The organism is Pseudomonas sp. CJQ_9, assembly GCF_043106615.1.
Taxonomy (GTDB): domain Bacteria; phylum Pseudomonadota; class Gammaproteobacteria; order Pseudomonadales; family Pseudomonadaceae; genus Aquipseudomonas; species Aquipseudomonas juntendi.
Window position 1 is genome coordinate 45,101 of record NZ_JBICMS010000038.1, and the last position, 23,054, is coordinate 68,154.

The following is a 23,054-nucleotide window of genomic DNA, read 5'->3' on the forward strand; positions in this document are numbered from 1 at the left end:
TGGGAACCTGCCATGAGCACCTGCAGCCTTCATCAATTGCTCAAGCAACGCCTGGATGCAGGGGAATGGTTGCCTGGGCAGCGCATGCCCTCCATTCGCAAGCTCACGGCGGCGGTCGACTTCAGTTACCACGACGTGGTCTCGACCTATGCCCAGCTGGTCAGCGAAGGGGTGCTGACCGCCTCGCCCGGGCGCGGCTACTTTGTCGCCAACCGCAGCCGGCAGGCGAGCGTGATCCACGAACCCGAGTGCATGGCCGGCGACCCGCTGTTCCGGCTGCTGCAGGGCGGTCAGCACTACACCAAACTCGGCAGCGGCTGGCTGCCCCCGGCGTGGCGCGACACCGAGCTGCTGGCCAAGGCGATCCGGCGCACGGCGCGGCTGGAGCAAAGTTCGCTGGCCGAGTACGGCGATATTCAGGGCTACCTGCCCATGCGCAAACAGCTGTGCGTGCACATGAAACGCTTGACCCGGGTTGAAGTGCGCCCCAACCAGTTGCTGACCACGCTTGGCGCCACCCAGGGCCTGGACCTGGTCGCCCGGTTGCTGATCAAGCCGGGTGACCATGTGTTCGTCGACGAGCCGGGCAACGGCAACCTGATCAAGCTGATCCAACTGGCCGGCGGCCAGGTGGTCGGCATCCGCCGAACCCAGGACGGGCCAGACGTAGAAGAAATGCGCAGCTACCTGGCCAGGCACAAGGTCAGGGCGTTTTTCTGCAACAGCACGTTCCACAACCCCACTGGCAGCAACATCAGCCCGCACAACGCCTTCAGCGTGCTGCGCCTGGCCGTGGAGCACGAGTTCTACGTGGTCGAGGATGACGTATATGGCGACTTCAGCCCGGCCGTGCGCCAGACGTTTGCCGAACTGGACAACCTGGACCGGGTCATCTACGTCGGCAGCTTTTCCAAATGCCTGTCGGCGTCGTTACGGGTAGGTTTCATCGCCTGCTCGCAGGACCTGATCGAGCCGCTGACCCGCCTGAAACTGCTGACCTGCGTGGCCGTGCCGGCGTTTTGCGAGCGCTTCGTCAACACCATCCTGTCGGACGGCACCTACGCCCGGCACATGAAAGATGTGCAGCAGCGGCTGATCCGCCAGCAAGTACAGACGCAGCGCTTGCTGCTCGAGCGCGGCTGGCAATTCGAGATCGCGCCGCAGGGCGGCATGTTCCTCTGGGTCTACCACCCGCAACTGCCTGACCTGCAGCCGTTGATGCGCAAGCTGGAGCAACACAAGATCCTGCTGATGCCCGGCTCGGCGTTCGCTGTCAGCCGTGATTACCGGCGTTACGCCCGCATCAATTGCACGCATTTTTCCGACGCCCTGGCGGGGCACTTCGAAGTTTGACCCACCACCGGCAAATAAACCGACCTGGGACCTTGCATGGCGCCTGCGCGCTCACTACCTTAGCGCCTTTGCGAACTCGCCTCGCCCTGCAGGAGCCCTTGCCATGGCCGCCGCCGCCTTTCCTCATTTCCGCCCGCGGTTCACCACCGCTGCCACGCTGCTCGGCATGCTTGGGCTGGCCGGCTGCCAGACAGGCGGCTACCAGGGCAGCGTGCCGCCCGCCAGCGGCGTGCAGCCGCTCAAGGGCCTGGCGCAGAACGTTTCAGTGCGGCGCAACGCCGTGGGCGCACCGCTGATCGAAAGCAGCAATTTCCATGACGCCCTTTTCAGCCTGGGCTATGTGCATGCCGGCGACCGCATCGAACAAATGGTAGCCATGCGCCTGCTGGCCCAAGGCCGCCTGGCGGAACTGGCGGGCAGCGAAGCGCTCGACATCGACCGCCTGATGCGCGCCGCCAACCTCAAGCAAAGCGCCGCCCAGCAATACGCCGACGCATCACCACGGCTCAAGCGCTTCTTCGAGGTGTACGCACGCGGGGTCAACGCCTACCTGTTCCGCTACCGCGACAAGCTGCCAGCGGATTTGGCCAACAGTGGCTATCGCCCCGAATACTGGAAGCCTGAAGATTCGGCGCTGCTTTTCTGCCTGTATGCGTTCAGCCAGTCGGTGAACCTGCAGGAGGAACTCAGCGCCCTGACCCTGGCGCAAAAAGTCGGCAGCGACAAACTGGCCTGGCTGCTGCCCGGTGCACCGGACGAGCCCTTGGCCACAAGCGAAGTCGACAAGCTCAAGGGCCTCAACCTGGCCAGCCAGTTGCCAGGGCTGCCGGCGCTGGCGGCCGCCAGCCAGAAGCTGGCCGACCTCGATCTGCTCGGTAGCCCAGGCTCGGCCAACCTGGCCCTGGGCCCGCAACGCAGCCGCAGCGGCAAAAGCCTGCTGGCCAGTGACAGCCGCGCTGCATGGGCCCTCAGCCCGGTGCAGATCCACACCAGCAAATACCAGGTTGCCGGCCTGTCGCTGCCGGGCCTGCCGATCGTGCTGGCCGGCTACAACGGCAAACTGGCCTGGAGCAGCAGCGCAGTCATGGCCGACAACCAGGACCTGTTCCTCGAACAACTGCGCCGCCAGGGCAGCCAGCTGAGCTACCTGGCAGATGGCAAGTGGGTGCCGGCCCGCGCGCGCAGCGAAACCTTCTTCGTGCGCGGCCAGCGGCCACAGCGCGAAGTGATGTATGACACCCGCCACGGCACCCTGCTGGTCCAGCCCGACAACGCCAGCCTGGGCCTGGCCCTGAACCTGCCGCAGTTCAAGGGCGACCGGAGCCTGGATGCGCTCTTCGACCTGACCCGCGCCGGCAACCTCGAGCGCGCCTTCGACAGCACCCGCGAGGTCACTGCGGCCGCCCTCAACTTCGTGTTCGCCGAGCCCGAGCACATCGGTTGGCAGGTCAGCGGGCGCTACCCCAACCGCCGCGAAGGCCAGGGCCTGCTGCCCTCCCCTGGTTGGGACGGGCGCTATGACTGGGACGGCTACGCCGACCCGATGCTGCACCCGTACGACCAGGACCCCACTGCTGGCTGGATCGGCCATGCCAACCAGCGCAGCCAGCCACGCGGCTATGGCATGCAGCTGTCCAGCACCTGGTACTACCCTGAGCGTGCCGAGCGCCTGGCCCAGCTGGCTGGCAATGGCCGCCATGACAGCCGCAGCCTGATGGCCCTGCAGAACGACCAGGTCACACTACTGGCCAATCAGCTCAAGCAGATGTTCGACGCCCCCGGCATGGCCCAGCCGCTGAAGCAGGCAATCGACGCCCTGCCAGGCGCACAACGCGACAAGGCCCGCGAGGCATTGGCGCGGCTCAAGGCATTCGACGGTCGCCTGAGCCCGGTATCGGCAGACGCCGCGCTGTATGAACTGTTCCTGCAGGAAGTCGCCAGGCAGACCTTCCTCGATGACCTCGGCCCTGCGTCCAGCCCTGCCTGGCAGGCCTTCGTAAGCAACGCGCGGTTGTCGTTCTCGGCACAGGCCGATCACCTGCTGGGGCGCGACGACAGCCCGTTCTGGGACGACCGCAACACCCCGCAGAAAGAAGACAAGCCGGCCATTCTGGCCCGCAGCCTGGCGGCAGCCGTAGATGCCGGCACTGCGCAGCTGGGCGCCGACCGCCGCACCTGGCAATGGGGCAAGCTGCACCAGTATCAGTGGCCGGCGCCGGCCTACCATGGCTTGGGCGATGCGCTCAGCCGTGCGCCGCAAGCCGCAGGTGGCGACTTCACTACCCTCGCGCTCACCCCGTACGCCTGGGGCAGTGACTTCACCACCCACCTGCCCGCCTCCGCGCGCATGATCGTCGACTTCGGCCAGGCCGAACCGCTGCAGGTACTGACCAGCAGTGGCCAGTCCGGCAACCCGGCCAGCGCCCATTACAGCGATGGGCTGGATGCCTGGTTCAAAGGGCGCTTCATGAGCTTGCCGCTGCAGCAGCAGAACTTCGCGCGAGCGTATGGCAACCAGCGCTTGACGCTGGTGCCGGGCAAGTAGCGTACTCGGGCATGGAAGCCTGTGACCCTTTCCCTCGAAGAAATGGTTCGAACTCCCAAGCTGGTTCCGAGCTCCTAACAAGTACTCTCGGTAACCAGCGCCTACGCCATGGACCTCGTCATCGCCCGCCCCGAAGGCCTGTACTGCCCACCCGGTGATTTCTACATCGACCCGTGGCGGCCCGTGGACCGCGCCGTGATCACCCATGGCCACGGCGACCACGCCCGCACCGGTAACGGCCACTACCTGACCGCCAGCCCGGGCGCCGGCATCCTGCGCAGCCGCCTGGGCCAGCACATCGATTTGCAGACCCTGCCCTACGGTGAGCGCCTGCAGCACCACGGCGTGACCCTGAGCCTGCACCCGGCCGGGCATGTGCTGGGTTCGGCGCAGGTGCGCCTGGAGTACCAGGGCGAGGTCTGGGTAGCCTCCGGCGACTACAAGGTCGAGCCTGATGGCACCTGTACCCCTTTCGAGCCGGTGCCCTGCCACACCTTCATCACCGAGTCGACCTTCGGCTTGCCGATCTATCGCTGGCCAAGCCAAAGCGAGATCTTCGCCGGCATCAACGCCTGGTGGCGGGCCAATTGCGAGCTGGGCAAAGCCAGCGTGCTGTTCTGCTACGCCTTCGGCAAGGCCCAGCGGATTCTGCACGGCCTGGACGCGAGCATCGGCCCGATCCTGGTGCATGGCGCCGTCGAACCGCTCAACCGGGTGTACCGTGAAGCCGGTGTGCATCTGCCCGAGACCCGCTATGCCGGCGACATCGCGCGCAACGACCCCATGCTGCGGCGGGCGTTGGTTCTGGCACCGCCGTCAGCCGGCGGCAGCAGCTGGATGCGCCGCTTCGGTGACTACAGCGACGCGTTCGCCAGCGGCTGGATGCTGCTGCGCGGCACACGCAGGCGCCGCGGTGTGGACCGGGGCTTTGTGCTTTCCGACCATGCCGACTGGCCAGGCCTGCTCTGGGCCATCAGCCAGACCGGCGCCGAACGGGTGATGGTGACCCACGGTTCGGTCAATGTGTTGGTGCGCTACCTCAACGAACGAGGCCTGGATGCCCGTGCCTTCGTGACCGAGTATGGCGACGAAGACGATGCAGCCACGCCCGAGCCTGCGCCATGAAAGCGTTCGCTGCGTTGTACCTGCGCCTGGACGCGACCACTTCCAGCAATGCCAAGCTCGAAGCGCTGCGTGATTACTTCGCCACCGCGCCCGCCGAAGACGCTGCCTGGGCGGTGTATTTCCTGGCCGGTGGGCGCCCTCGGCAGTTGGTGCCGACGCGCCTGCTGCGCGAACTGGCAACGGCCATGGCCGGCCTGCCGGACTGGCTATTCGAAGAAAGCTACCAGGCAGTCGGTGACCTGGCCGAAACCATTTCATTGCTGCTGCCGCAGCATGCAGAAGGCAACGATGAAGGCTTGGCAGCCTGGGTTGAAAATCATCTGCTGCCTTTGCGGGGCCTGCCGCCGGAGCAGGTCCGCGAACGCCTGCCAGCGCTGTGGGCGCAACTGGAACGCCCCAGCCTGATGCTATGCCTGAAGCTGATCACCGGCAGCTTCCGCGTGGGTGTGTCCAAGCTGCTGGTCACCCGTGCGCTGGCGCAACTGGCCGGGCTGGACGCCAAACGCGTAGCCCAGCGGCTGGTTGGGTATACCGATATCAGTCACCGCCCCAGCGCCGCCAGCTACCACAAGCTGATCGCCGAGGAGTCCGCCGATGAACACAGTCAGCGCGGCGGCCAGCCCTACCCCTTCTTCCTGGCCCACCCACTGCAGGAACCCAGCGAGCAGTTCGATGCCTTGCTCGGCCCGCCGAGTGACTGGCAGATCGAATGGAAGTGGGACGGCATCCGTGCCCAGGTGGTCAAGCGCGAGGGCCAGCTTTGGGTGTGGTCGCGGGGCGAAGAGCTGGTCACCGAGCGCTTTCCCGAGCTGCATGGCCTGGCGCAAACACTGCCTGATGGGGTGGTGCTGGATGGCGAGATCCTGGTCTGGAAGCCGGGCGAGTCACCGACGGAACTGGCCGTGCAGCCATTCGCGCTGCTGCAGCAGCGCCTTGGCCGCAAAACCTTGGGCAAGAAGCTGCTGGCCGACGCGCCTGTCGTGCTGCAAGCCTACGACTTGCTGGAGTGGCAAGGCGAAGATTGGCGCAGCCGACCGCAGCATGAACGCCGCACCCAGTTGCAACGCCTGGTGGAAGAACACCCGCTTGCCCCGGTACTGCTGTCGCCGCTGCTCGAAGGCCCGGACTGGGCCGACCTTGCCCGCCAGCGTGAGCAATCCCGCAGCCTTGGCGTCGAGGGCCTGATGCTCAAGCAGCGTGAGGCCTTGTACGGCGTGGGCCGTACCAAGGACATGGGCACCTGGTGGAAGTGGAAGATCGACCCCTTCAGCGTCGACGCCGTGCTCATTTACGCCCAACGGGGCCACGGCCGCCGGGCCAGCCTGTACAGCGACTACACCTTCGCCGTGTGGGACGCGCCAGCCGGCACGCCTGGGCGAGCACTGGTGCCGTTTGCCAAGGCGTACTCAGGGCTCAGCGATGCGGAAATGCGCAAGGTCGACAGCATCATCCGCAAAACCACCGTGGAAACCTTCGGCCCGGTGCGCAGCGTGACCCCCACGCTGGTGTTCGAGCTAGGCTTCGAGGGCATCGCGCTGTCCCGCCGGCACAAGAGCGGTATCGCCGTGCGCTTCCCGCGCATGCTGCGCTGGCGCTTGGACAAACCGGTGGAAGAGGCCGACGACCTGGCGACGCTGCAGGCCTTGCTGGCCTAGGTTGCTGGCTGGGTGGCCCGGTGTGGGCGGGTTAACCCACGCAGCCACCCTCACCGGGTTTCGACAAACCCAGTGCAGGCACAACGCCGAAAACTGTGCTTCTATCTGTGTGCCGACCCGTGTCGCAGACCGTTTTCGCCACGCAGCCAGGACCACCATGCACCATTCAACACACGACTTGCTCTCACCCGTTCCGGGCATCACCCGCCAACTGCACAGCTTCCACTTCGGCCCCCGCGGTGGTGGCAAAGTCTATATCCAGGCATCGCTGCACGCCGACGAGCTACCCGGCATGCTGGTCGCCTGGCACCTCAAGCGGCGCCTGGCAGAACTGGAACAACAAGGCCGCCTGCAGCGCGAAATCATCCTGGTGCCGGTGGCCAACCCGGTTGGCCTGGAGCAGGTGCTGCTGGACGCGCCACTGGGGCGCTACGAGCTACAGAGTGGCGAGAATTTCAACCGTAACTTCGTCGACCTGTCGGACACCATCGGCGACCAGATCGAAGAGCACCTGAGCCAGGACCCTGCCAATAACGTTGCGCTGATCCGCGAGTACCTGCGCCGTGGGCTGGATGCGCACCCGGCGCGCACGCCGCTGCAGGCCCAGCGCCTGATCCTGCAACGTCTGGCCTGCGATGCCGACCTGATACTGGACCTGCACTGCGATTTCGAAGCGGTGGAGCACCTGTACACCACACCTGACGCCTGGCCGCAGATCGAACCGCTGGCCCGCTACCTGGGTGCACAGGCCAGCCTGCTGGCCACCGATTCGGGCGGGCAGTCGTTCGACGAGTGCTTCAGCCTGGTCTGGTGGCAGTTGCAGCAGCGCTTCGGCAAACGCTTCCCTATCCCGCTGGGCTGCTGCTCGGTCACGGTCGAGTTGCGCGGCCAGGCCGACGTCAGTCACGCACTGGCCAGCAAGGATTGCGGGGCGATTCTGGACTTCCTCACCCACGCCGGCATTATCGAGGGTGCCAAGCCGGCACTCCCCGCCCTGCCGCGCCCGGCCACACCGCTGGCCGCTGTAGAACCCGTGGCGACACCCCTTGGCGGGTTGCTGGTGTACCACGCCAAACCAGGCCAACAACTGGCGGCAGGCCAACTGATCGCCGAAGTCATCGACCCCCTCAGCGACCGGGTCACTGCCGTGCGCAATAGCCAGGCCGGCCTGTTGTACGCCCGCAGCGTACGGCGCATGGCCACCGCGGGCATGGTCATCGCCCATGTGGCCGGCGAGCAGGTGTGCCGAAGCGGTTACCTGCTGGGCAATTGATCCGGTAAAACCATTGCCGACGGCGGGTGGTCTGTAGCAAGACAACCTTCGAAGGACCCTACGCCCCATGCCGACCACCGACCTCGCCAACGCCTGGTTCAGCAAACGTGGCTGGAAACCGTTCGCGTTCCAGCGCCGGGTCTGGGCGGCGGTAGAGCGCGGCGAGTCTGGCCTGCTGCACGCCAGCACCGGTGCCGGCAAAACCTACGCGGTGTGGCTGGCGGCACTGCGCGCATTCAAGGCCCAGGCACAGGGGCGCCAGGCAGCCCCCCTGCAGGTGATATGGATCACGCCCATGCGTGCCCTGGCCGCCGACACTGCGCGCGCCCTGCAAGCGCCCCTCGATGAGCTGGGTTTGCCGTGGAGTGTCGGCGTACGCAGCGGCGACACCAGCAGTGCCGAGCGCGCCCGGCAGGCGCGGCGCCTGCCCAGCGTGCTGGTCACCACCCCGGAAAGCCTGACCCTGTTACTGACGCGTGCCCAGGCCGAAGCCGATTTCGCCACGCTGCGCTTGATCGTGGTCGACGAATGGCACGAGTTGCTGGGTAACAAACGCGGCGTACAGCTGCAGCTGGCCTTGGCGCGCCTGCGCCGCTGGCACTCAGGCCTGCCGACCTGGGGTTTGTCTGCCACCTTGGGCAACCTGCAACATGCACGGGATGTGCTGCTGCCCGAGGGCGGCCTGTTGGTGCAAGGCCGGCAAGACAAAGCACTGCAGGTCGATACCCTGCTGCCCGGGGCCATTGAACGGTTTCCCTGGGCCGGGCACATGGGCCTGAAAATGCTCGACCAGGTCAGCCGCGAGGTCGACGCCAGCGCCAGCTGCCTGGTATTCACCAATACCCGGGCCCAGGCCGAGCTCTGGTACCAGGCCCTGCTTGAAAGCCGCCCCGACTGGGCCGGCCTTATCGCCTTGCACCATGCCTCGCTGGCCCGGGAAACCCGCGACTGGGTCGAACGCAGCCTCAAGCAGGGTAGCCTGAAAGCGGTGATCTGCACCTCCAGCCTGGACCTGGGGGTAGACTTTCTGCCCGTGGAGCGGGTGCTGCAAATCGGCTCGGCCAAGGGCATCGCACGCCTGATGCAAAGGGCCGGCCGCTCGGGCCATGCCCCCGGGCGGCGCTCACGAATAACCCTTGTGCCCACCCACAGCTTGGAGCTGGTCGAGGCAGCAGCGGCTCGCCAGGCACTGGAAGCCGGGCACATCGAGGCGCGTTTCTCCCCCCGGCTGTGCATGGACGTACTGGTGCAGCACTTGGTCAGCATGGCCCTGGGCAGTGGCTTTCGCGCCGACGAGTTGCTGGCCGAAGTGCGCAGCACCTGGGCGTTCGCCGGCTTGCGCGACAGCCAGTGGCAGTGGGCCCTGGACTTTGTCTGCCACGGCGGCAGTTCACTGACGGCCTACCCCGACTATCAGCGGGTCGAGCGCCATGCCGACGGCATTTATCGAGTGGCCAGCGAGCGCCTGGCGCGGCGCCATCGCATGGGCATCGGCACCATCGTCAGCGACGCCAGCCTGCAGCTCAAGTACTGGAGCAAGGGCGGCGGCGGCAAGACGCTGGGCAGTGTCGAAGAGGCCTTCATCGCCCGCCTGCGGCCCGGCGATACGCTGGTATTCGCCGGGCGGGTACTGGAACTGGTGCGGGTGGAAAACATGACCGCCTACGTACGCCGCAGCACCGCGCGCAAGGCTGCAATAGCACGCTGGAACGGCGGGCGCATGCCCTTGTCGAGCGAGCTGGCCGATGCGCTGGTCGAACAGCTCGACGCTGCCGCCCACGAACGTTTTACCGGCCCGGAAATGCGCGCCGTGCGCCCGCTGCTGGCACTGCAAGCCCAGTGGTCGGCTCTGCCCACCACGGCCACCCTGCTCGCGGAGACCTTCAAGTCGCGCCAGGGCTGGCATCTGTTCCTGTACCCCTTCGCCGGGCGCATGGCCAACCTGGGCCTGGCCAACCTGATTGCCTGGCGGGTGAGCCGCCAGCAACCCCTGTCGGTATCGATTGCCGTGAATGACTATGGCTTCGAGCTGCTCAGCCCTGCCCACGTGGACTGGGCGACACACTTGCCGCAGGCGCTGGGCACCGAGCAGCTGCTGGAGGATGTGCTGGCCAGCCTCAACGCGGGTGAAATGGCGCTACGCCGCTTCAGGGAAATTGCCCAGATTGCCGGGCTGGTGTTTGGCGGCTATCCGGCGGCGCAGAAAAGCATGCGGCAGATTCAAGCCTCCAGTGGCCTGTTCTACGAGGTGTTTCGCAAACATGATGCAGGCAACCTGCTGCTCGGCCAGGCCCGTGACGAGGTGCTGAGCGAGGAACTGGAAATTGACCGCCTGCATCGCCAACTGTTGAAGATGGCCGGCTTGCAGTTGGACCTGCGGGCCTTGAAACGGCCGGGGCCGTTGGCGTTCGCCTTGCTGGTGGAGGGCATGCGCGAGACGTTGAGCACCGAGAAGCTGGCGGACCGTATTGCGCGAATGGTGGCAGAACTGGAACAGGCGGCGAACAAGGAATGACTCAACAGTATCAGGCCATCGAACATTACGGCCAGGAGCTCTGGCTGCTCCCGGACAAGGCCATCTACTGGCCGGCGCAGCGTGCATTGCTGGTGGCCGACGTGCATATCGGCAAAGCCGCCAGTTACCGCGCGTTGCACCAACCGGTGCCGCGTGGCACCACCGAGGCGACCCTGGCGCGGCTGGATGACCTGCTGGCGCACTACGACTGCGAACAGCTGGTCGTACTCGGCGACTTCCTGCACGCGCGCAGCGCGCGGGCACCTGCCACGCTGGCTCGCCTGCAGGCATGGCGTGACCGCCATCCTGGCCTGAAAATCGTGCTGATACGCGGCAACCACGATCACAACGCCGGCGATCCTCCAGAAACGCTGGGCATCACAGTGCTGGATGAACCTTGGCTGCTGGGCCCTTTCGCCCTGCAGCACGAACCGCATGCTCACCCGCAACGGCCGGTGCTGGCCGGCCACGTGCACCCAGTATTCATCCTGCGTGGCAGGGCCAGGCAACGCCTGCGCCTGCCGTGCTTTCTGATCGACGAACAGGTAAGCCTGCTGCCCGCATTCGGCGAGTTCACCGGCGGCTGGGAAATTGCCCCACTGCCCACCAGCCAGGTCTACCTGGCTGGCGCCGGCCGGGTCTGGCCGCTTTAGCAGCGCATCACGCCACAGGCCCTGGGGGCGGCTCGTCAGGCAAGGTCGGCTCGCCCGGTTCCATGGGTGGCGATTCACCTGGCTGCGCCGGCTGCGGCGTATCGGGATCAGGCTGGTGGGGCACGCCCCCGGCCTGCATGGGCAACGGATGCGCCAGCAAAGCCCAGGGCAACAACCCGATGTGGTTGGGCTGCAGACCTGCCAGCTTGGCACTGATTGCGGGATGGAGTTTCATTGGCTGCTCCTGACGAAACCGATGCACATCATGAGCACCGGCGTACTTCGTTGGAGTGGCAAAAGCGCAGGTAATTCCCCGCGCTCGTCGGCTCAGGTCCGCGGCAGGGTCACGCCGCGCTGGCCCTGGTACTTGCCGCCGCGGTCCTTGTACGACACATCGCACGCTTCGTCGGACTGCAGGAACAGCATCTGCGCCACGCCTTCGTTGGCATAGATTTTTGCCGGCAGCGTGGTGGTATTGGAGAATTCCAGGGTCACGTGGCCTTCCCACTCAGGTTCCAGCGGGGTGACATTGACGATGATGCCGCAACGGGCGTAGGTGCTCTTGCCCAGGCAGATGGTGAGCACGTCGCGCGGAATGCGGAAGTACTCGACAGTGCGCGCCAGGGCGAACGAGTTCGGCGGGATGATGCACACGTCGCTCTTGATGTCGACGAAGCTGCCAGCGTCGAAGTTTTTCGGATCGACGGTCGCCGAGTTGATGTTGGTGAACACCTTGAATTCGTCGGCGCAGCGCACGTCGTAGCCGTAGCTGGAAACACCGAAAGAGATGACACGGCTGTCCTGCTCGCCGCGCACCTGGCGCTCGACGAACGGCTCGATCATGCCGTGTTCCTGCGCCATGCGGCGAATCCACTTGTCCGATTTGATGCTCATGGCGGGGTGTCCTGAAGAGTTGCGTGGTGGAAAACGTGGTGCGCATCTTACCGGTCCCGGCGCCCAGGTTAAAGTTCCATCCCTCACCCCGCGCCGGGCGGGGCTTGCAGCCGCCGTCGATCCGAATTTGCTTAAACCGCCTTCAGACCATTGGCAGGTTGCGGAAAGTGGGGTAAGGTGGCGCCACTGTGCTGCACGTGACACCGAGAATCTCTAGTTTGATGCACGATCCTGATCGGCCCATCGCTGAATTTTCTGCTCTCTTTGCGCTCAGTCCCGGTCAGGGTGTTTCCTGACCGTTATCAAATTGTCCAAGGAGACAGAAAAATGTCCAACCGTCAATCCGGTGTTGTTAAGTGGTTCAACGATGAGAAAGGCTACGGCTTCATCACCCCTCAGTCGGGCGACGACCTGTTCGTGCACTTCAAAGCCATCCAAGCTGACGGCTTCAAAACCCTGAAAGAAGGCCAGGCTGTTACTTTCGTCGCTACCCGCGGCCAGAAAGGCATGCAGGCTGAAGAAGTTCAGATCGCCTAAGTCGATCTAGCTTCCTAGCTTTCAAAAAACCCGCCTTCTGGCGGGTTTTTTTATGCTTGGTCGAAATTCGGCGCTGGCTTCTTCGCGGGCACGCCCGCTCCCACAGGGATCGCGCAGCTTCAAGTGCTGTGCAGTCCTTGTGGGAGCGGGCATGCCCGCAAAGCAGGCGGCTCGTTCTCAGGTCAATCTTCGCTGATGGTGATGCTCGGCATCGCCGGCGCCGCAGCTTCCTGCAGCACGATCCGCGCCCCTACCTGGCGCGCCAGCTCCTGATAGACCATGGCAATCTGGCTGTCCGGCTCGGCAATGGCGGTCGGCTTGCCGTTGTCGGCCTGCTCGCGGATGACCATCGACAGTGGCAGCGAGGCCAGCAGATCGACGCCATATTGGCTGGCCAGCTTCTCGCCACCGCCTTCGCCGAACAGGTGCTCGGCGTGGCCGCAGTTGGAACAGATGTGCACGGCCATGTTCTCGACCACGCCCAATACCGGAATGTTGACCTTACGGAACATTTCCACGCCCTTGCGGGCATCGAGCAAGGCCAGATCTTGCGGCGTGGTGACAATCACCGACCCGGCTACCGGAACCTTCTGGGCCAGCGTCAGCTGGATGTCACCGGTGCCCGGTGGCATGTCGATCACCAAGTAGTCCAGGTCGTCCCACGCGGTCTGGGTCACCAACTGCAGCAGCGCACCCGAGACCATCGGGCCACGCCAGACCATCGGCGTGTTGTCGTCGGTCAGGAACGCCATGGACATCACTTCCACGCCATGCGCCTTGATCGGCACAAACCACTTCTGTTCGCGAATCTGCGGGCGGGTGCCTTCGGCGATACCGAACATCACGCCCTGGCTGGGGCCATAGATGTCGGCATCCAGAATACCCACCCGGGCACCTTCGCGGGCCAGCGCCAGGGCCAGGTTGGCGGCAGTGGTCGACTTGCCCACGCCGCCCTTGCCCGAGGCCACGGCGATGATGTTCTTGACGTTGGCCATGGCTGGCACCTGGGCCTGGGCCTTGTGCGCGGCAACCACGCACTCGATCGACACCTGGGCGCCGCTGACGCCCTCGAGGTTGCCGATGGCGGTCTGCAGCACCTGGGCCCAGCCGTTCTTGAACAGCCCGGCGGCATAGCCCAACTGCAACTGCACGCTGACGTGCCCGCCCTGGATATCGATGGCGCGCACGCAGCCGGCGCTGACCGGATCCTGGTTCAGGTAGGGGTCGGTGTACTGGCGAAGCACGCCTTCGATGGCGGCACGGGTGACGGCACTCATTGAGACTCCCATTGGCAAACTGAATGTAAAACAGGCGCCTATCCTAACCCGTCAATCATCAGCAGATGCGCTTGCGGGGTGAAATATCTTCGCCAGCCCTTTATAGTGGCCGATCACCCTCATTTTTACCCCGAGCCAGATAAGTAGCCGAGCCACCATGTCCGAGCCACGTCAGATTCTCGTCACCAGCGCCCTGCCCTATGCCAATGGATCGATCCACCTTGGCCATATGCTGGAGTACATCCAGACGGATATGTGGGTACGCTTCCAGAAGCTGCGCGGGAACCAGTGCATTTACGTCTGCGCCGATGACGCCCACGGTTCGGCCATCATGCTGCGCGCGGAAAAGGAAGGCATCACCCCGGAACAGCTGATTGCCAACGTCCAGGCCGAACACAGCAGCGACTTCGCTGACTTCCTGGTGGAATTCGACAACTTCCACTCCACCCACAGCGAAGAAAACCGTGAGCTGTCGAGCCTCATCTACACGCGCCTGCGTGAGGCCGGGCACATTGCCACCCGTTCGGTGACGCAGTACTTCGACCCGGAAAAGGGCATGTTCCTGGCTGACCGCTTCATCAAGGGCACCTGCCCGAAGTGCGCGGCCGAAGACCAGTACGGCGACAACTGCGAGAAATGCGGCGCCACCTACGCACCGACCGAACTGAAGAACCCCAAGTCGGCCATTTCCGGGGCTACCCCGGTACTGCGCGATTCTCAGCACTTTTTCTTCAAGCTGCCCGACTTCCAGGCCATGCTGCAACAGTGGACCCGCAGCGGCACGCTGCAGGACGCGGTCGCCAACAAGCTGGCCGAATGGCTGGACTCCGGCCTGCAGGAATGGGACATCTCCCGTGACGCGCCGTACTTCGGTTTCGAAATTCCGGGTGAGCCGGGCAAATACTTCTATGTCTGGCTCGATGCGCCTATCGGCTACATGGCCAGCTTCAAGAACCTTTGCGCGCGCCGCCCGGAACTAGACTTCGATGCGTTCTGGCGCGAGGGCTCCAAGGCCGAGTTGTACCATTTCATCGGCAAGGACATCGTCAACTTCCACGCCCTGTTCTGGCCAGCCATGCTCGAAGGCGCCGGCTTCCGCAAGCCGACAGCCGTCAATGTGCACGGCTACCTGACCGTCAACGGTGCCAAGATGTCGAAGTCGCGGGGTACGTTCATCAAGGCCCGTACCTACCTCGACCACCTGCAGCCAGAGTACCTGCGCTATTACTACGCCGCCAAGCTGGGCCGCGGCGTCGACGACCTCGACCTGAACCTGGATGACTTCGTGCAGAAGGTCAACTCTGACCTGGTTGGCAAGGTGGTCAACATCGCCAGCCGCTGCGCCGGCTTCATCCACAAGGGTAACCAGGGCGTGATGGTTAGCGGTGATGCCGCGCCTGAACTGACCGAAGCCTTCCTGGCTGCCGCGCCGTCCATTGCCGAGGCCTACGAAGGCCGCGATTTCGGCCGCGCCATGCGCGAAATCATGGCGCTGGCCGACCGTGCCAATGCCTGGATCGCTGACAAGGCGCCGTGGTCGCTGGCCAAGCAGGAGGGCAAGCAGGACGAAGTGCAGGCAATCTGCGCCCAGGGCATCAACCTGTTCCGCCAGCTGGTCATTTTCCTCAAGCCGGTACTGCCGCTGCTGGCTGCCGACGCCGAGGCCTTCCTCAACGTGGCCCCGCTGACCTGGAACGACCACCTGTCGCGCCTGGAAAACCACACGCTGAACCCGTTCAAGGCACTGATGAGCCGTATCGAGCTGGCCAAGGTCGAAGCCATGGTTGCCGCCAGCAAGGAAGACCTGCTGGCCGCCGAACCCAAGGCCCCGGCAGGCAACGGCGAGCTGGCCAAGGACCCGCTGTCGGCAGAAATCGAGTTCGACACTTTTGCCGCCGTGGACCTGCGTGTGGCGTTGATCGTCAAGGCCGAAGCCGTGGCGGGTGCTGACAAGCTGCTGCAGCTGACCTTGGACATCGGGGATGAGCGCCGCAATGTGTTCTCCGGCATCAAGTCGGCGTACCCGGACCCGTCCAAGCTTGAAGGCCGCCTGACCATGATGGTCGCCAACCTGAAACCGCGGAAAATGCGCTTTGGCGTGTCCGAGGGGATGGTCATGGCGGCAGGCCCTGGTGGTGAAGAGATCTACCTGCTGAGCCCGGACAGCGGCGCCAAGCCAGGCCAGCGCATCAAGTAATTGACCGTGGGGGCTGCCTGGCAGCCCCGTTGGCTTCTGCGGCGGGCCGGGGCAATCCCGGCCTGTGCGCGCCATCAAGGAAAGCTCTGATTCATGAACGCCGCCAAACGCCTGGAGATTTTTCGCAGGCTGCATGAAGACAACCCCGACCCGAAAACCGAGCTGGCCTACACCACGCCATTTGAATTGCTGGTGGCAGTGACACTGTCCGCGCAATCGACCGACGTGGGCGTCAACAAGGCCACTGCGCGCCTGTTCCCCGTCGCCAATACCCCCGAGGCCATCTATGCCCTGGGCGTCGAAGGCCTCAGCGAATACATAAAGACCATCGGGCTGTACAACAGCAAGGCCAAAAACGTCATCGAAGCCTGCCGCTTACTGATCGAGCGTCACGGTAGCCAGGTACCCCAGACCCGTGAGGCGCTGGAGGCACTGCCGGGTGTCGGCCGCAAAACGGCGAACGTGGTGCTGAACACGGCGTTCCGCCAGCCGACCATGGCCGTCGATACGCATATTTTCAGGGTCAGCAACCGTACGGGCATAGCGCCGGGCAAGACTGTGCTGGAAGTGGAAAAGAAACTGGTCAAGTTCGTACCCAGGGACTACCTGCTGGACGCCCACCACTGGCTGATTCTCCATGGCCGCTATGTGTGCCAGGCACGCAAGCCAAGGTGCGGCAGCTGCAGGATCGAAGACCTGTGCGAGTACAAGCACAAAACTTCCGACGATTGAGCGGATAGCTGAAAACCACTGCACGCGATTGAAAAAATCTTTTTTACCAGCGGCTGCTTTCTGGTTATAAGGTCGGCCAACAGCCCCTTGGCTTGGAGCGACTCATGAGCACCGATAAAGACGACCTGTCGATCGAAGATGATTTTGTTGCCGCAGACGATGACGCGGAGCCCCCCGTGGAACCTGCAAAAACCAACCTCAGCAAGCGCCGCACCATCGACAACATGCTCGAAGAACGGCGCCTGCAGAAACAACTGGCCGATTTCGATTACGACCTGTAGCCCCGCCTTGGCAAAGCCTCCAGCCGGGAGGCTTCATGGCCTGTGCTCAGCTCAGCCCTTGCCGTTGTGCCAACTCGATCAGGTCTACCAACGACCGTGCATTGAGCTTGAGCAACAGCCGTGACTTGTAGGTACTGACCGTCTTGTTACTCAGGTACATGCTGTCGGCAATTTCCTTGTTAGAACGCCCGCGCGCCAACTGTTGCAACACGGTCATTTCCCGGGCCGAGAGGCGGTTGACCATGTCCACCTCGCTGCCCGTGCCCCTGCCACGGGCCGCATGCAGGGCCTGATTAGGGAAATAGCTGTAGCCCGAGAGCACCGCCTTGATTGCGCTCAACAGCTCGGTAAGCTCCTGTTGCTTGCATACATAACCCGCCGCCCCCGCCTGCATGCAGCGCATCGAAAAATTGCCGGGTGCCTGCGACGTCAGCACCAGCACCTTGCTGCCCGGGCTGAAGCTCGCCATGCGGGCAATCACCTCCAGGCCATCGAGCTTCGGTATACCGATATCCAGCACCACGATATCCGGCAGGTGTTGCCGCGTCAGCTGCAATGCAGCCACCCCATTGTCGGTCTCCCCCACGACGTCATACCCATGCCGCTCCATCAGCATGCGCACGGCAAGGCGTATGACCGGATGATCATCAACGATAAGCACTTTATTCATGCGACATCCATTCATTCACTGTTGTGGCTTTGGCACGCCAAGATAACTGACAGAACGACGAATGGCGCGGCGATTTGCCGACGAAACTCATGCACAGACAAAACCTACAACACTTGCAGAAACTTCCTACACATCGTGACTATGGTTGTAACAAACAAATTCCTTATTACCGAATACAAGTGTTTGTACGGCGACCATTAGCACTTGCGCGTAGACTGACAGGGGCTGCGCACTTCCCTACCTTGGGATAAAGCACAGGATCAGGGGGACTTTGTCGATGAGCGCGCACCGGGAAGTAGTCCAGTCTTTAGTTGCCCGACGCAGTAAGGCAAAGATGGGCAAAACCGCTGGAGGCAGCCACCATGACCCAAGCACAACCTGTCGCCCCGCTGACGATCATTGCCATCTTCGCCGGCATCATCGAAGCCTCCGCCCTGGCCACATTGCCGTTTCTCAGCGAGTCCAGCCAGAAGCTTTACACCTGGTTTCTGGTGGGCTTCCCCTTCTTCCTTACCGCGCTGTTCTTCTTGACGCTCAACTTCAACTACAAGTCGTTCTACAGCCCGTCACCCAACAAAACAGCACCGGACAGCGCGCCCCCGCCCAGCAGTGAAGCCCTCGCTGCCATGCCGCAGGAGGGGTTGCCAGGCGAGCCCGTAACCTTCATGTTTTCTGGCCCGGATGCCTGTCACCTGATGGAACAGCAGCTGTTGCAAGCGCTCGCGCAACCACCAACGCCGCCCCGCACCTGGCGGTTTTGCAATGTGGATAAAGGCCAATGCGCGCAATTGTCCATCAGCCCGCTGAGCAGTGCGGCCACGAACCCATGCAGTTGAGTATCTTCATTTCGAGCAGGCACAAAAAACCCGGCCGCAGCCTAATGCCAGTCAGTTAAGTAATTTGGGGCCGCTTAGCGACCCTTCGCGGGCACGCCCGCTCCCACAGGGGATCGCGCAGTTCAGCGCCAAACTCGTGGGTGCGGGCGTGCCCGCGAAGGGCTGCAAAGCAGCCCCGGTAACACTTAACTGACCGGCATTAGGCCGCAGCCGGGTTCTTTCATGGCACGAGCCAGCGATCAGAGCAGCGAACGGCCCTTGTTGGCGGCAATGCGCATACGCAAGGCGTTGAGCTTGATGAAGCCAGCAGCGTCGGCCTGGTTGTAGGCGCCGCCATCTTCTTCGAAGGTGGCGATGTTGGCGTCGAACAGCGAATCATCCGATTTACGGCCAACCACGGTGACATTGCCTTTGTACAGCTTCAGCCGCACCACACCGTTCACGTTGACCTGCGAGGCGTCGATCATCTGCTGCAGCATCACGCGCTCCGGGCTCCACCAGTAACCGGTGTAGATCAGGCTGGCGTACTTGGGCATCAACTCGTCTTTGAGGTGAGCGACTTCACGGTCCAGGGTGATCGACTCGATGGCACGGTGAGCCTTGAGCATGATGGTGCCGCCAGGCGTCTCGTAGCAGCCACGCGACTTCATACCGACATAGCGGTTTTCGACGATGTCGAGGCGGCCGATGCCGTTGGCACCGCCGATACGGTTCAGGTCGGCCAGAACGGTTGCCGGGGTTTTCTCGACGCCGTCGATGGCAACGATGTCACCGTTGCGGTAGGTGAGTTCGATATAAGTGGCCTGGTCCGGGGCGTTCTCAGGCGAGACACTCCAGCGCCACATGTCCTCTTCGTGCTCGGTCCAGGTGTCTTCCAGGACACCGCCTTCGTAGGAGATGTGCAGCAGGTTTGCGTCCATCGAGTACGGCGACTTCTTCTTGCCGTGGCGCTCGATCGGGATACCGTGCTTTTCGGCGTAGTCCATCAGCTTCTCGCGCGACAGCAGGTCCCACTCGCGCCATGGGGCGATAACCTTTACGCCAGGCTTGAGCGCGTAGGCACCCAGCTCGAAACGCACCTGGTCGTTACCCTTGCCGGTAGCGCCATGGGAAATGGCGTCTGCACCGGTTTCGTTGGCGATTTCGATGAGGCGCTTGGCGATCAGCGGACGGGCGATGGAAGTACCCAGCAGGTACTCACCTTCGTAGACGGTGTTGGCGCGGAACATCGGGAACACGAAATCACGCACGAACTCTTCGCGCAGGTCGTCGATGTAGATCTCTTTAACACCCATTGCCTGGGCCTTGGCACGGGCCGGTTCGACCTCTTCGCCCTGACCGAGGTCAGCGGTGAAAGTCACCACTTCGCAGTTGTAGGTATCCTGCAGCCACTTGAGAATCACCGAAGTATCAAGGCCGCCGGAATACGCCAGTACGACCTTTTTTACGTCCGCCATGCCATCACTCCACGGGGTTGTACGGAAAAGGACCGATTCTAACGGCGTTAACGATAAATTTACAGTGGCGCGACAGCTTCTGACGACAAAGCGACAAGAACTTTCACAGGGGCGACGGACGGTCATACGGCAGGCAAATGGCGGTTCTTTGGTGCACGCTGCCATCCGACATCAGGGTTGCCTAAGCGGCGCAGCAGCAGCAGCCGCAGCCGGCGGCGCTTGCTCCGCCGGCTTCTCCACCGGCTTTTCAGGCACCAACACCCGGTCCAGCTCGATGTTCACTCGCCGATTCCGCGCCCGGTTGGCTGCAGTGTTGTTCTTGGCCACCGGGTAGCGCTCGCCGTGGAAGCGTAAGGTGATCTGCTCATCCTTGACACCATGAGCCTTGAAATAGTCCGCCACCGCCAACGCCCGGCGGCGTGACAGGTCGCGGTTGGTCAGGCGGTTACCGCTGTTGTCGGAGTGACCGTTGAGCTCGACATGGTTCACCGACGGGTCGGCCTTCATGTATTCGAGAATCACATCCAGCCTGGCCTTGGCCGCGTCATCCAGTTCGATGCCCCCGCCCGGGAAACCGACCTGGGTCTGGCGCACCTGGTCGTAGTTCATGGGCAGCAGCTTGGCGGCACACACCTGGTAGTCGCTGTAGGCCTTGGCAAAGCTCACCGGCAGTACCCGCACTTCCATGGGCCGGCCCGCTTCGCCGGTGTACGTGCGCACCACCGTGCTGCGCCCGTCGAGCAAGCCATTGATCAGGCGGCTGGCCTGGCCTTGCGACGAACTGAACAACACGCCGGTACGGGCCATGCGCACGCTACCCAGGTTGATATCACCACGACCGGGTTGCCAGGGCGCCGCGGCCGCCAGCAGGCTGGCATTGCCGGCACCCAGTACGTTGCTGGCCGAGCGCAGCTGGAACACTGCCTGCTCGCCCGCCCGGCGTACGAATTCACCACTGCCAAAGCCATCGATCGGCTGGATCAGCCGGCACTCGAACAGGTCACCCTCGACCTTCCAGGCAATGTTCTCCATGCGCGTCTGGAAAGTCAGCGCGGCAGCCGGCAGGCTGGCGAACAGGGTCAACAGGGTCAAGTAACGCTGGCGCACGGGCGGCTCCACAAATTTCAACGGCTTACCTGCAGGCTATCGGACGCCGACCGGAAAACTTGATAGCCGTGCTCGGCCCAGGGTTTTCCGGTAGCATTGGGGCTTGAGTTCGACCCGCCTGGAATCCCCAATGTCCGATCGCCTGACCCTCCTGCGCCCCGACGACTGGCACATCCATCTGCGTGATGGTGCCGTCCTGCCCCACACCGTTGGCGATGTGGCGCGTACTTTCGCCCGCGCCATCATCATGCCCAACCTGGTTCCGCCGGTACGCAACGCCGCCGAGGCCGGTGCCTACCGTGAACGCATCCTCGCTGCCCGCCCGGCAGGCAGCCGCTTCGAGCCGCTGATGGTCCTGTACCTCACCGACCGTACCAGCCCCGAAGATGTGCGTGCCGCCAAGGCCAGCGGTATCGTGTATGCCGCCAAGCTGTACCCGGCGGGCGCCACGACCAATTCCGATTCGGGCGTGACCAGTATCGACAATATCTTCCCGGCCATCGAGGCATTGGCGGAGGTCGGCATGCCGCTGCTGGTGCACGGCGAAGTGACCCGCAGCGAAATCGACGTGTTCGACCGCGAGAAGCGCTTCATCGACGAGCACATGCGCCGCCTGGTCGAGCGCTTCCCGGCCTTGAAAGTGGTGTTCGAACACATTACCACCAGCGATGCCGCGCAGTTCGTCACAGAGGCACCGGCCAATGTTGGCGCGACCATCACCGCGCAACACCTGCTGTACAACCGCAACCACATGCTGGTCGGTGGCATTCGTCCACACTTCTACTGCCTGCCGATCCTCAAGCGCAACACTCACCAGGTGGCACTGCTGGATGCAGCCACCAGCGGCAACCCGAAGTTCTTCCTCGGTACCGACTCGGCCCCGCACGCCCGTCACGCCAAGGAAGCGGCCTGCGGCTGCGCCGGCTGCTACACCGCCTACGCGGCTATCGAGCTGTACGCCGAGGCGTTCGAGCAACGCAACGCGCTGGACAAGCTGGAAGGTTTTGCCAGCCTGCACGGCCCAGCTTTCTATGGCCTGCCGGCGAATACCGACACCATCACCCTGGTCCGCGAAGAATGGACTGCCCCGGACAGCCTGCCATTCGGCGAGCAAACCGTGGTTCCGTTGCGCGCTGGCGAGAAACTGCGCTGGCGCCTGCTGGAGGAAAACGCGTGAGCGAAGACCTCTACGAAGACGACCTGGAAAGCCAAGGCAACAGCGGGCCGCGCCATCCAATGGCCGAGCGCTTCCGCGGTTACCTGCCGGTTGTAGTGGACGTGGAAACGGGCGGCTTCAACAGCGCCACCGATGCCTTGCTGGAAATTGCTGCAGTGACCATCGGCATGGACGAGAAAGGCTTCCTGTTCCCCGAGCACACGTACTTCCACCGGGTGGAACCGTTTGAAGGCGCAAACATCGAGGCGGCCGCGCTGGAGTTCACCGGCATCAAGCTCGACCACCCGCTGCGCATGGCAGTCAGCGAGGAAACCGCGCTGACCGATATTTTCCGCGGTGTGCGCAAGGCCCTCAAGGCCAATGGCTGCAAGCGGGCGATTCTGGTCGGCCATAACAGCAGCTTCGACCTCGGCTTCCTCAACGCGGCCGTGGCGCGCAATGACGTGAAGCGTAACCCATTCCACCCGTTTTCCAGCTTCGACACGGCCACCCTGGCCGGCCTGGCCTATGGCCAAACCGTACTGGCGCGGGCTTGCCAAAGCGCCGACATCGACTTCGATGGGCGTGAAGCGCACTCGGCGCGGTACGACACCGAGAAAACCGCGGAGCTGTTCTGCGGCATCGTCAACCGCTGGAAAGAACTGGGCGGCTGGCGCGACTTCAACGATTGACCGGAGGGCCGCCTGGCGGCCCTTTCGCAACACCAGCGCGCAGCCACCACCCAGGCACAAAAAAACCGGCCACCAAGGCTAATGCCTGTCTGTTGAGTA

Annotated in this window: 20 protein-coding genes; 14 read left to right on the plus strand and 6 right to left on the minus strand. The window is 63.6% G+C overall.

The window, feature by feature from the left end:
- Nucleotides 1-12: 12 nt before the first annotated feature.
- The 7 genes from ACF8SD_RS06960 to pdeM all read left to right on the plus strand — a co-directional run bounded on the left by ACF8SD_RS06960 (nucleotide 13) and on the right by pdeM (nucleotide 11,119).
- Nucleotides 13-1,353 (plus strand): PLP-dependent aminotransferase family protein, encoded by a 1,341-nt coding sequence (locus ACF8SD_RS06960; RefSeq protein ID WP_392483870.1) that lies wholly within the window; start codon nucleotides 13-15, stop codon nucleotides 1,351-1,353.
- Between the two features lie 103 nt (nucleotides 1,354-1,456).
- On the plus strand, nucleotides 1,457-3,898 hold the full coding sequence (locus ACF8SD_RS06965; protein WP_392483871.1) for a penicillin acylase family protein: 2,442 nt from the start codon (nucleotides 1,457-1,459) through the stop codon (nucleotides 3,896-3,898).
- 108 nt (nucleotides 3,899-4,006) lie between these two features.
- Entirely contained in the window at nucleotides 4,007-5,023 is a 1,017-nt protein-coding gene (locus tag ACF8SD_RS06970) for a ligase-associated DNA damage response exonuclease (protein ID WP_173890837.1), read from the plus strand.
- Nucleotides 5,020-6,678 carry an ATP-dependent DNA ligase gene (locus ACF8SD_RS06975; RefSeq protein WP_173890838.1) on the plus strand — a complete coding sequence of 553 codons (1,659 nt, stop codon included), beginning with the start codon at nucleotides 5,020-5,022 and terminating at the stop codon, nucleotides 6,676-6,678. Before ACF8SD_RS06970 ends, ACF8SD_RS06975 begins: the two co-directional genes overlap by 4 nt.
- 157 nt (nucleotides 6,679-6,835) lie before the next feature.
- The gene (locus tag ACF8SD_RS06980) at nucleotides 6,836-7,951 is read left to right on the plus strand and encodes a succinylglutamate desuccinylase/aspartoacylase family protein (protein ID WP_392483872.1); all 1,116 of its coding nucleotides are present in this window, start codon (nucleotides 6,836-6,838) and stop codon (nucleotides 7,949-7,951) included.
- Between the two features lie 67 nt (nucleotides 7,952-8,018).
- Complete coding sequence (locus ACF8SD_RS06985; protein ID WP_392483873.1) at nucleotides 8,019-10,466, plus strand: ligase-associated DNA damage response DEXH box helicase; 2,448 nt, start codon at nucleotides 8,019-8,021, stop codon at nucleotides 10,464-10,466.
- The gene (pdeM, locus tag ACF8SD_RS06990) at nucleotides 10,463-11,119 is read left to right on the plus strand and encodes a ligase-associated DNA damage response endonuclease PdeM (RefSeq protein WP_392483874.1); all 657 of its coding nucleotides are present in this window, start codon (nucleotides 10,463-10,465) and stop codon (nucleotides 11,117-11,119) included. The genes ACF8SD_RS06985 and pdeM overlap by 4 nt, the downstream gene beginning before the upstream one ends.
- 7 nt (nucleotides 11,120-11,126) lie before the next feature.
- Here pdeM and ACF8SD_RS06995 read toward each other — a convergent pair whose 3' ends face one another.
- The gene (locus ACF8SD_RS06995; protein ID WP_392483875.1) at nucleotides 11,127-11,354 is read right to left on the minus strand and encodes a hypothetical protein; all 228 of its coding nucleotides are present in this window, start codon (nucleotides 11,352-11,354) and stop codon (nucleotides 11,127-11,129) included.
- Nucleotides 11,355-11,446: 92 nt separating this feature from the next.
- Nucleotides 11,447-12,013 (minus strand): dCTP deaminase, encoded by a 567-nt coding sequence (dcd, locus tag ACF8SD_RS07000; RefSeq protein ID WP_009684571.1) that lies wholly within the window; start codon nucleotides 12,011-12,013, stop codon nucleotides 11,447-11,449.
- Nucleotides 12,014-12,340: 327 nt separating this feature from the next.
- On the opposite strand from dcd, the gene ACF8SD_RS07005 reads away from it, so the two are divergent.
- Complete coding sequence (locus ACF8SD_RS07005; RefSeq protein WP_003254922.1) at nucleotides 12,341-12,550, plus strand: cold-shock protein; 210 nt, start codon at nucleotides 12,341-12,343, stop codon at nucleotides 12,548-12,550.
- Nucleotides 12,551-12,732: 182 nt separating this feature from the next.
- On the opposite strand, the gene apbC is transcribed toward ACF8SD_RS07005, so the two are convergent.
- Nucleotides 12,733-13,827, minus strand: coding sequence for an iron-sulfur cluster carrier protein ApbC (gene apbC, locus ACF8SD_RS07010; protein ID WP_392483876.1), 1,095 nt, complete (start codon nucleotides 13,825-13,827; stop codon nucleotides 12,733-12,735).
- 157 nt (nucleotides 13,828-13,984) lie between these two features.
- Here apbC and metG point away from each other — a divergent pair, with 157 nt between their 5' ends.
- The 3 genes from metG (at nucleotide 13,985) to ACF8SD_RS07025 (ending at nucleotide 17,037) form a co-directional block, all read left to right on the plus strand.
- Complete coding sequence (gene metG / locus ACF8SD_RS07015; protein ID WP_392483877.1) at nucleotides 13,985-16,024, plus strand: methionine--tRNA ligase; 2,040 nt, start codon at nucleotides 13,985-13,987, stop codon at nucleotides 16,022-16,024.
- Between the two features lie 93 nt (nucleotides 16,025-16,117).
- The gene (nth, locus tag ACF8SD_RS07020; RefSeq protein ID WP_173890844.1) at nucleotides 16,118-16,756 is read left to right on the plus strand and encodes an endonuclease III; all 639 of its coding nucleotides are present in this window, start codon (nucleotides 16,118-16,120) and stop codon (nucleotides 16,754-16,756) included.
- Nucleotides 16,757-16,860: 104 nt separating this feature from the next.
- Nucleotides 16,861-17,037, plus strand: coding sequence for a PA3496 family putative envelope integrity protein (locus ACF8SD_RS07025; protein WP_173890845.1), 177 nt, complete (start codon nucleotides 16,861-16,863; stop codon nucleotides 17,035-17,037).
- A 46-nt stretch (nucleotides 17,038-17,083) separates the two neighbouring features.
- On the opposite strand, the gene ACF8SD_RS07030 is transcribed toward ACF8SD_RS07025, so the two are convergent.
- A complete protein-coding gene (locus tag ACF8SD_RS07030; protein ID WP_009684566.1) occupies nucleotides 17,084-17,707 on the minus strand; it encodes a response regulator transcription factor in 624 nt (207 codons plus the stop codon).
- A gap of 362 nt (nucleotides 17,708-18,069) precedes the next feature.
- Between ACF8SD_RS07030 and ACF8SD_RS07035 the strand changes: the two genes are divergently transcribed.
- Complete coding sequence (locus ACF8SD_RS07035; RefSeq protein WP_173890846.1) at nucleotides 18,070-18,543, plus strand: hypothetical protein; 474 nt, start codon at nucleotides 18,070-18,072, stop codon at nucleotides 18,541-18,543.
- A gap of 239 nt (nucleotides 18,544-18,782) precedes the next feature.
- Here the strand turns inward: ACF8SD_RS07035 and ACF8SD_RS07040 are convergent, their stop codons facing one another.
- A complete protein-coding gene (locus ACF8SD_RS07040; protein WP_029886602.1) occupies nucleotides 18,783-20,000 on the minus strand; it encodes an argininosuccinate synthase in 1,218 nt (405 codons plus the stop codon).
- Nucleotides 20,001-20,171: 171 nt separating this feature from the next.
- Nucleotides 20,172-21,107: an OmpA family protein gene (locus ACF8SD_RS07045; RefSeq protein ID WP_173890847.1), complete on the minus strand. Its 936-nt coding sequence runs from the start codon at nucleotides 21,105-21,107 to the stop codon at nucleotides 20,172-20,174.
- Between the two features lie 130 nt (nucleotides 21,108-21,237).
- Here ACF8SD_RS07045 and pyrC point away from each other — a divergent pair, with 130 nt between their 5' ends.
- Together pyrC and rnt are read left to right on the plus strand one after the other, a co-directional pair.
- Nucleotides 21,238-22,284 (plus strand): dihydroorotase, encoded by a 1,047-nt coding sequence (pyrC, locus tag ACF8SD_RS07050; protein ID WP_392483878.1) that lies wholly within the window; start codon nucleotides 21,238-21,240, stop codon nucleotides 22,282-22,284.
- Between the two features lie 59 nt (nucleotides 22,285-22,343).
- On the plus strand, nucleotides 22,344-22,955 hold the full coding sequence (gene rnt / locus ACF8SD_RS07055) for a ribonuclease T (protein WP_259369752.1): 612 nt from the start codon (nucleotides 22,344-22,346) through the stop codon (nucleotides 22,953-22,955).
- The last annotated feature ends 99 nt before the right edge of the window (nucleotides 22,956-23,054 follow it).

Bases quoted from the DNA above. Each gene is read 5' to 3' on its own strand.
- nth (WP_173890844.1), top strand. From the start codon at position 16,118: ATGAACGCCGCCAAACGCCTGGAGATTTTTCGCAGGCTGCATGAAGAC.
- ACF8SD_RS06965 (WP_392483871.1), top strand. From the start codon at position 1,457: ATGGCCGCCGCCGCCTTTCCTCATTTCCGCCCGCGGTTCACCACCGCT.
- ACF8SD_RS07005 (WP_003254922.1), top strand. From the start codon at position 12,341: ATGTCCAACCGTCAATCCGGTGTTGTTAAGTGGTTCAACGATGAGAAA.
- dcd (WP_009684571.1), bottom strand. From the start codon at position 12,013: ATGAGCATCAAATCGGACAAGTGGATTCGCCGCATGGCGCAGGAACAC.
- metG (WP_392483877.1), top strand. From the start codon at position 13,985: ATGTCCGAGCCACGTCAGATTCTCGTCACCAGCGCCCTGCCCTATGCC.
- ACF8SD_RS06970 (WP_173890837.1), top strand. From the start codon at position 4,007: ATGGACCTCGTCATCGCCCGCCCCGAAGGCCTGTACTGCCCACCCGGT.
- pdeM (WP_392483874.1), top strand. From the start codon at position 10,463: ATGACTCAACAGTATCAGGCCATCGAACATTACGGCCAGGAGCTCTGG.
- ACF8SD_RS06960 (WP_392483870.1), top strand. From the start codon at position 13: ATGAGCACCTGCAGCCTTCATCAATTGCTCAAGCAACGCCTGGATGCA.
- pyrC (WP_392483878.1), top strand. From the start codon at position 21,238: ATGTCCGATCGCCTGACCCTCCTGCGCCCCGACGACTGGCACATCCAT.
- ACF8SD_RS06975 (WP_173890838.1), top strand. From the start codon at position 5,020: ATGAAAGCGTTCGCTGCGTTGTACCTGCGCCTGGACGCGACCACTTCC.
- apbC (WP_392483876.1), bottom strand. From the start codon at position 13,827: ATGAGTGCCGTCACCCGTGCCGCCATCGAAGGCGTGCTTCGCCAGTAC.
- ACF8SD_RS07035 (WP_173890846.1), top strand. From the start codon at position 18,070: ATGACCCAAGCACAACCTGTCGCCCCGCTGACGATCATTGCCATCTTC.
- ACF8SD_RS07025 (WP_173890845.1), top strand. From the start codon at position 16,861: ATGAGCACCGATAAAGACGACCTGTCGATCGAAGATGATTTTGTTGCC.
- ACF8SD_RS06985 (WP_392483873.1), top strand. From the start codon at position 8,019: ATGCCGACCACCGACCTCGCCAACGCCTGGTTCAGCAAACGTGGCTGG.
- ACF8SD_RS07040 (WP_029886602.1), bottom strand. From the start codon at position 20,000: ATGGCGGACGTAAAAAAGGTCGTACTGGCGTATTCCGGCGGCCTTGAT.
- rnt (WP_259369752.1), top strand. From the start codon at position 22,344: ATGGCCGAGCGCTTCCGCGGTTACCTGCCGGTTGTAGTGGACGTGGAA.
- ACF8SD_RS07030 (WP_009684566.1), bottom strand. From the start codon at position 17,707: ATGAATAAAGTGCTTATCGTTGATGATCATCCGGTCATACGCCTTGCC.
- ACF8SD_RS06980 (WP_392483872.1), top strand. From the start codon at position 6,836: ATGCACCATTCAACACACGACTTGCTCTCACCCGTTCCGGGCATCACC.
- ACF8SD_RS06995 (WP_392483875.1), bottom strand. From the start codon at position 11,354: ATGAAACTCCATCCCGCAATCAGTGCCAAGCTGGCAGGTCTGCAGCCC.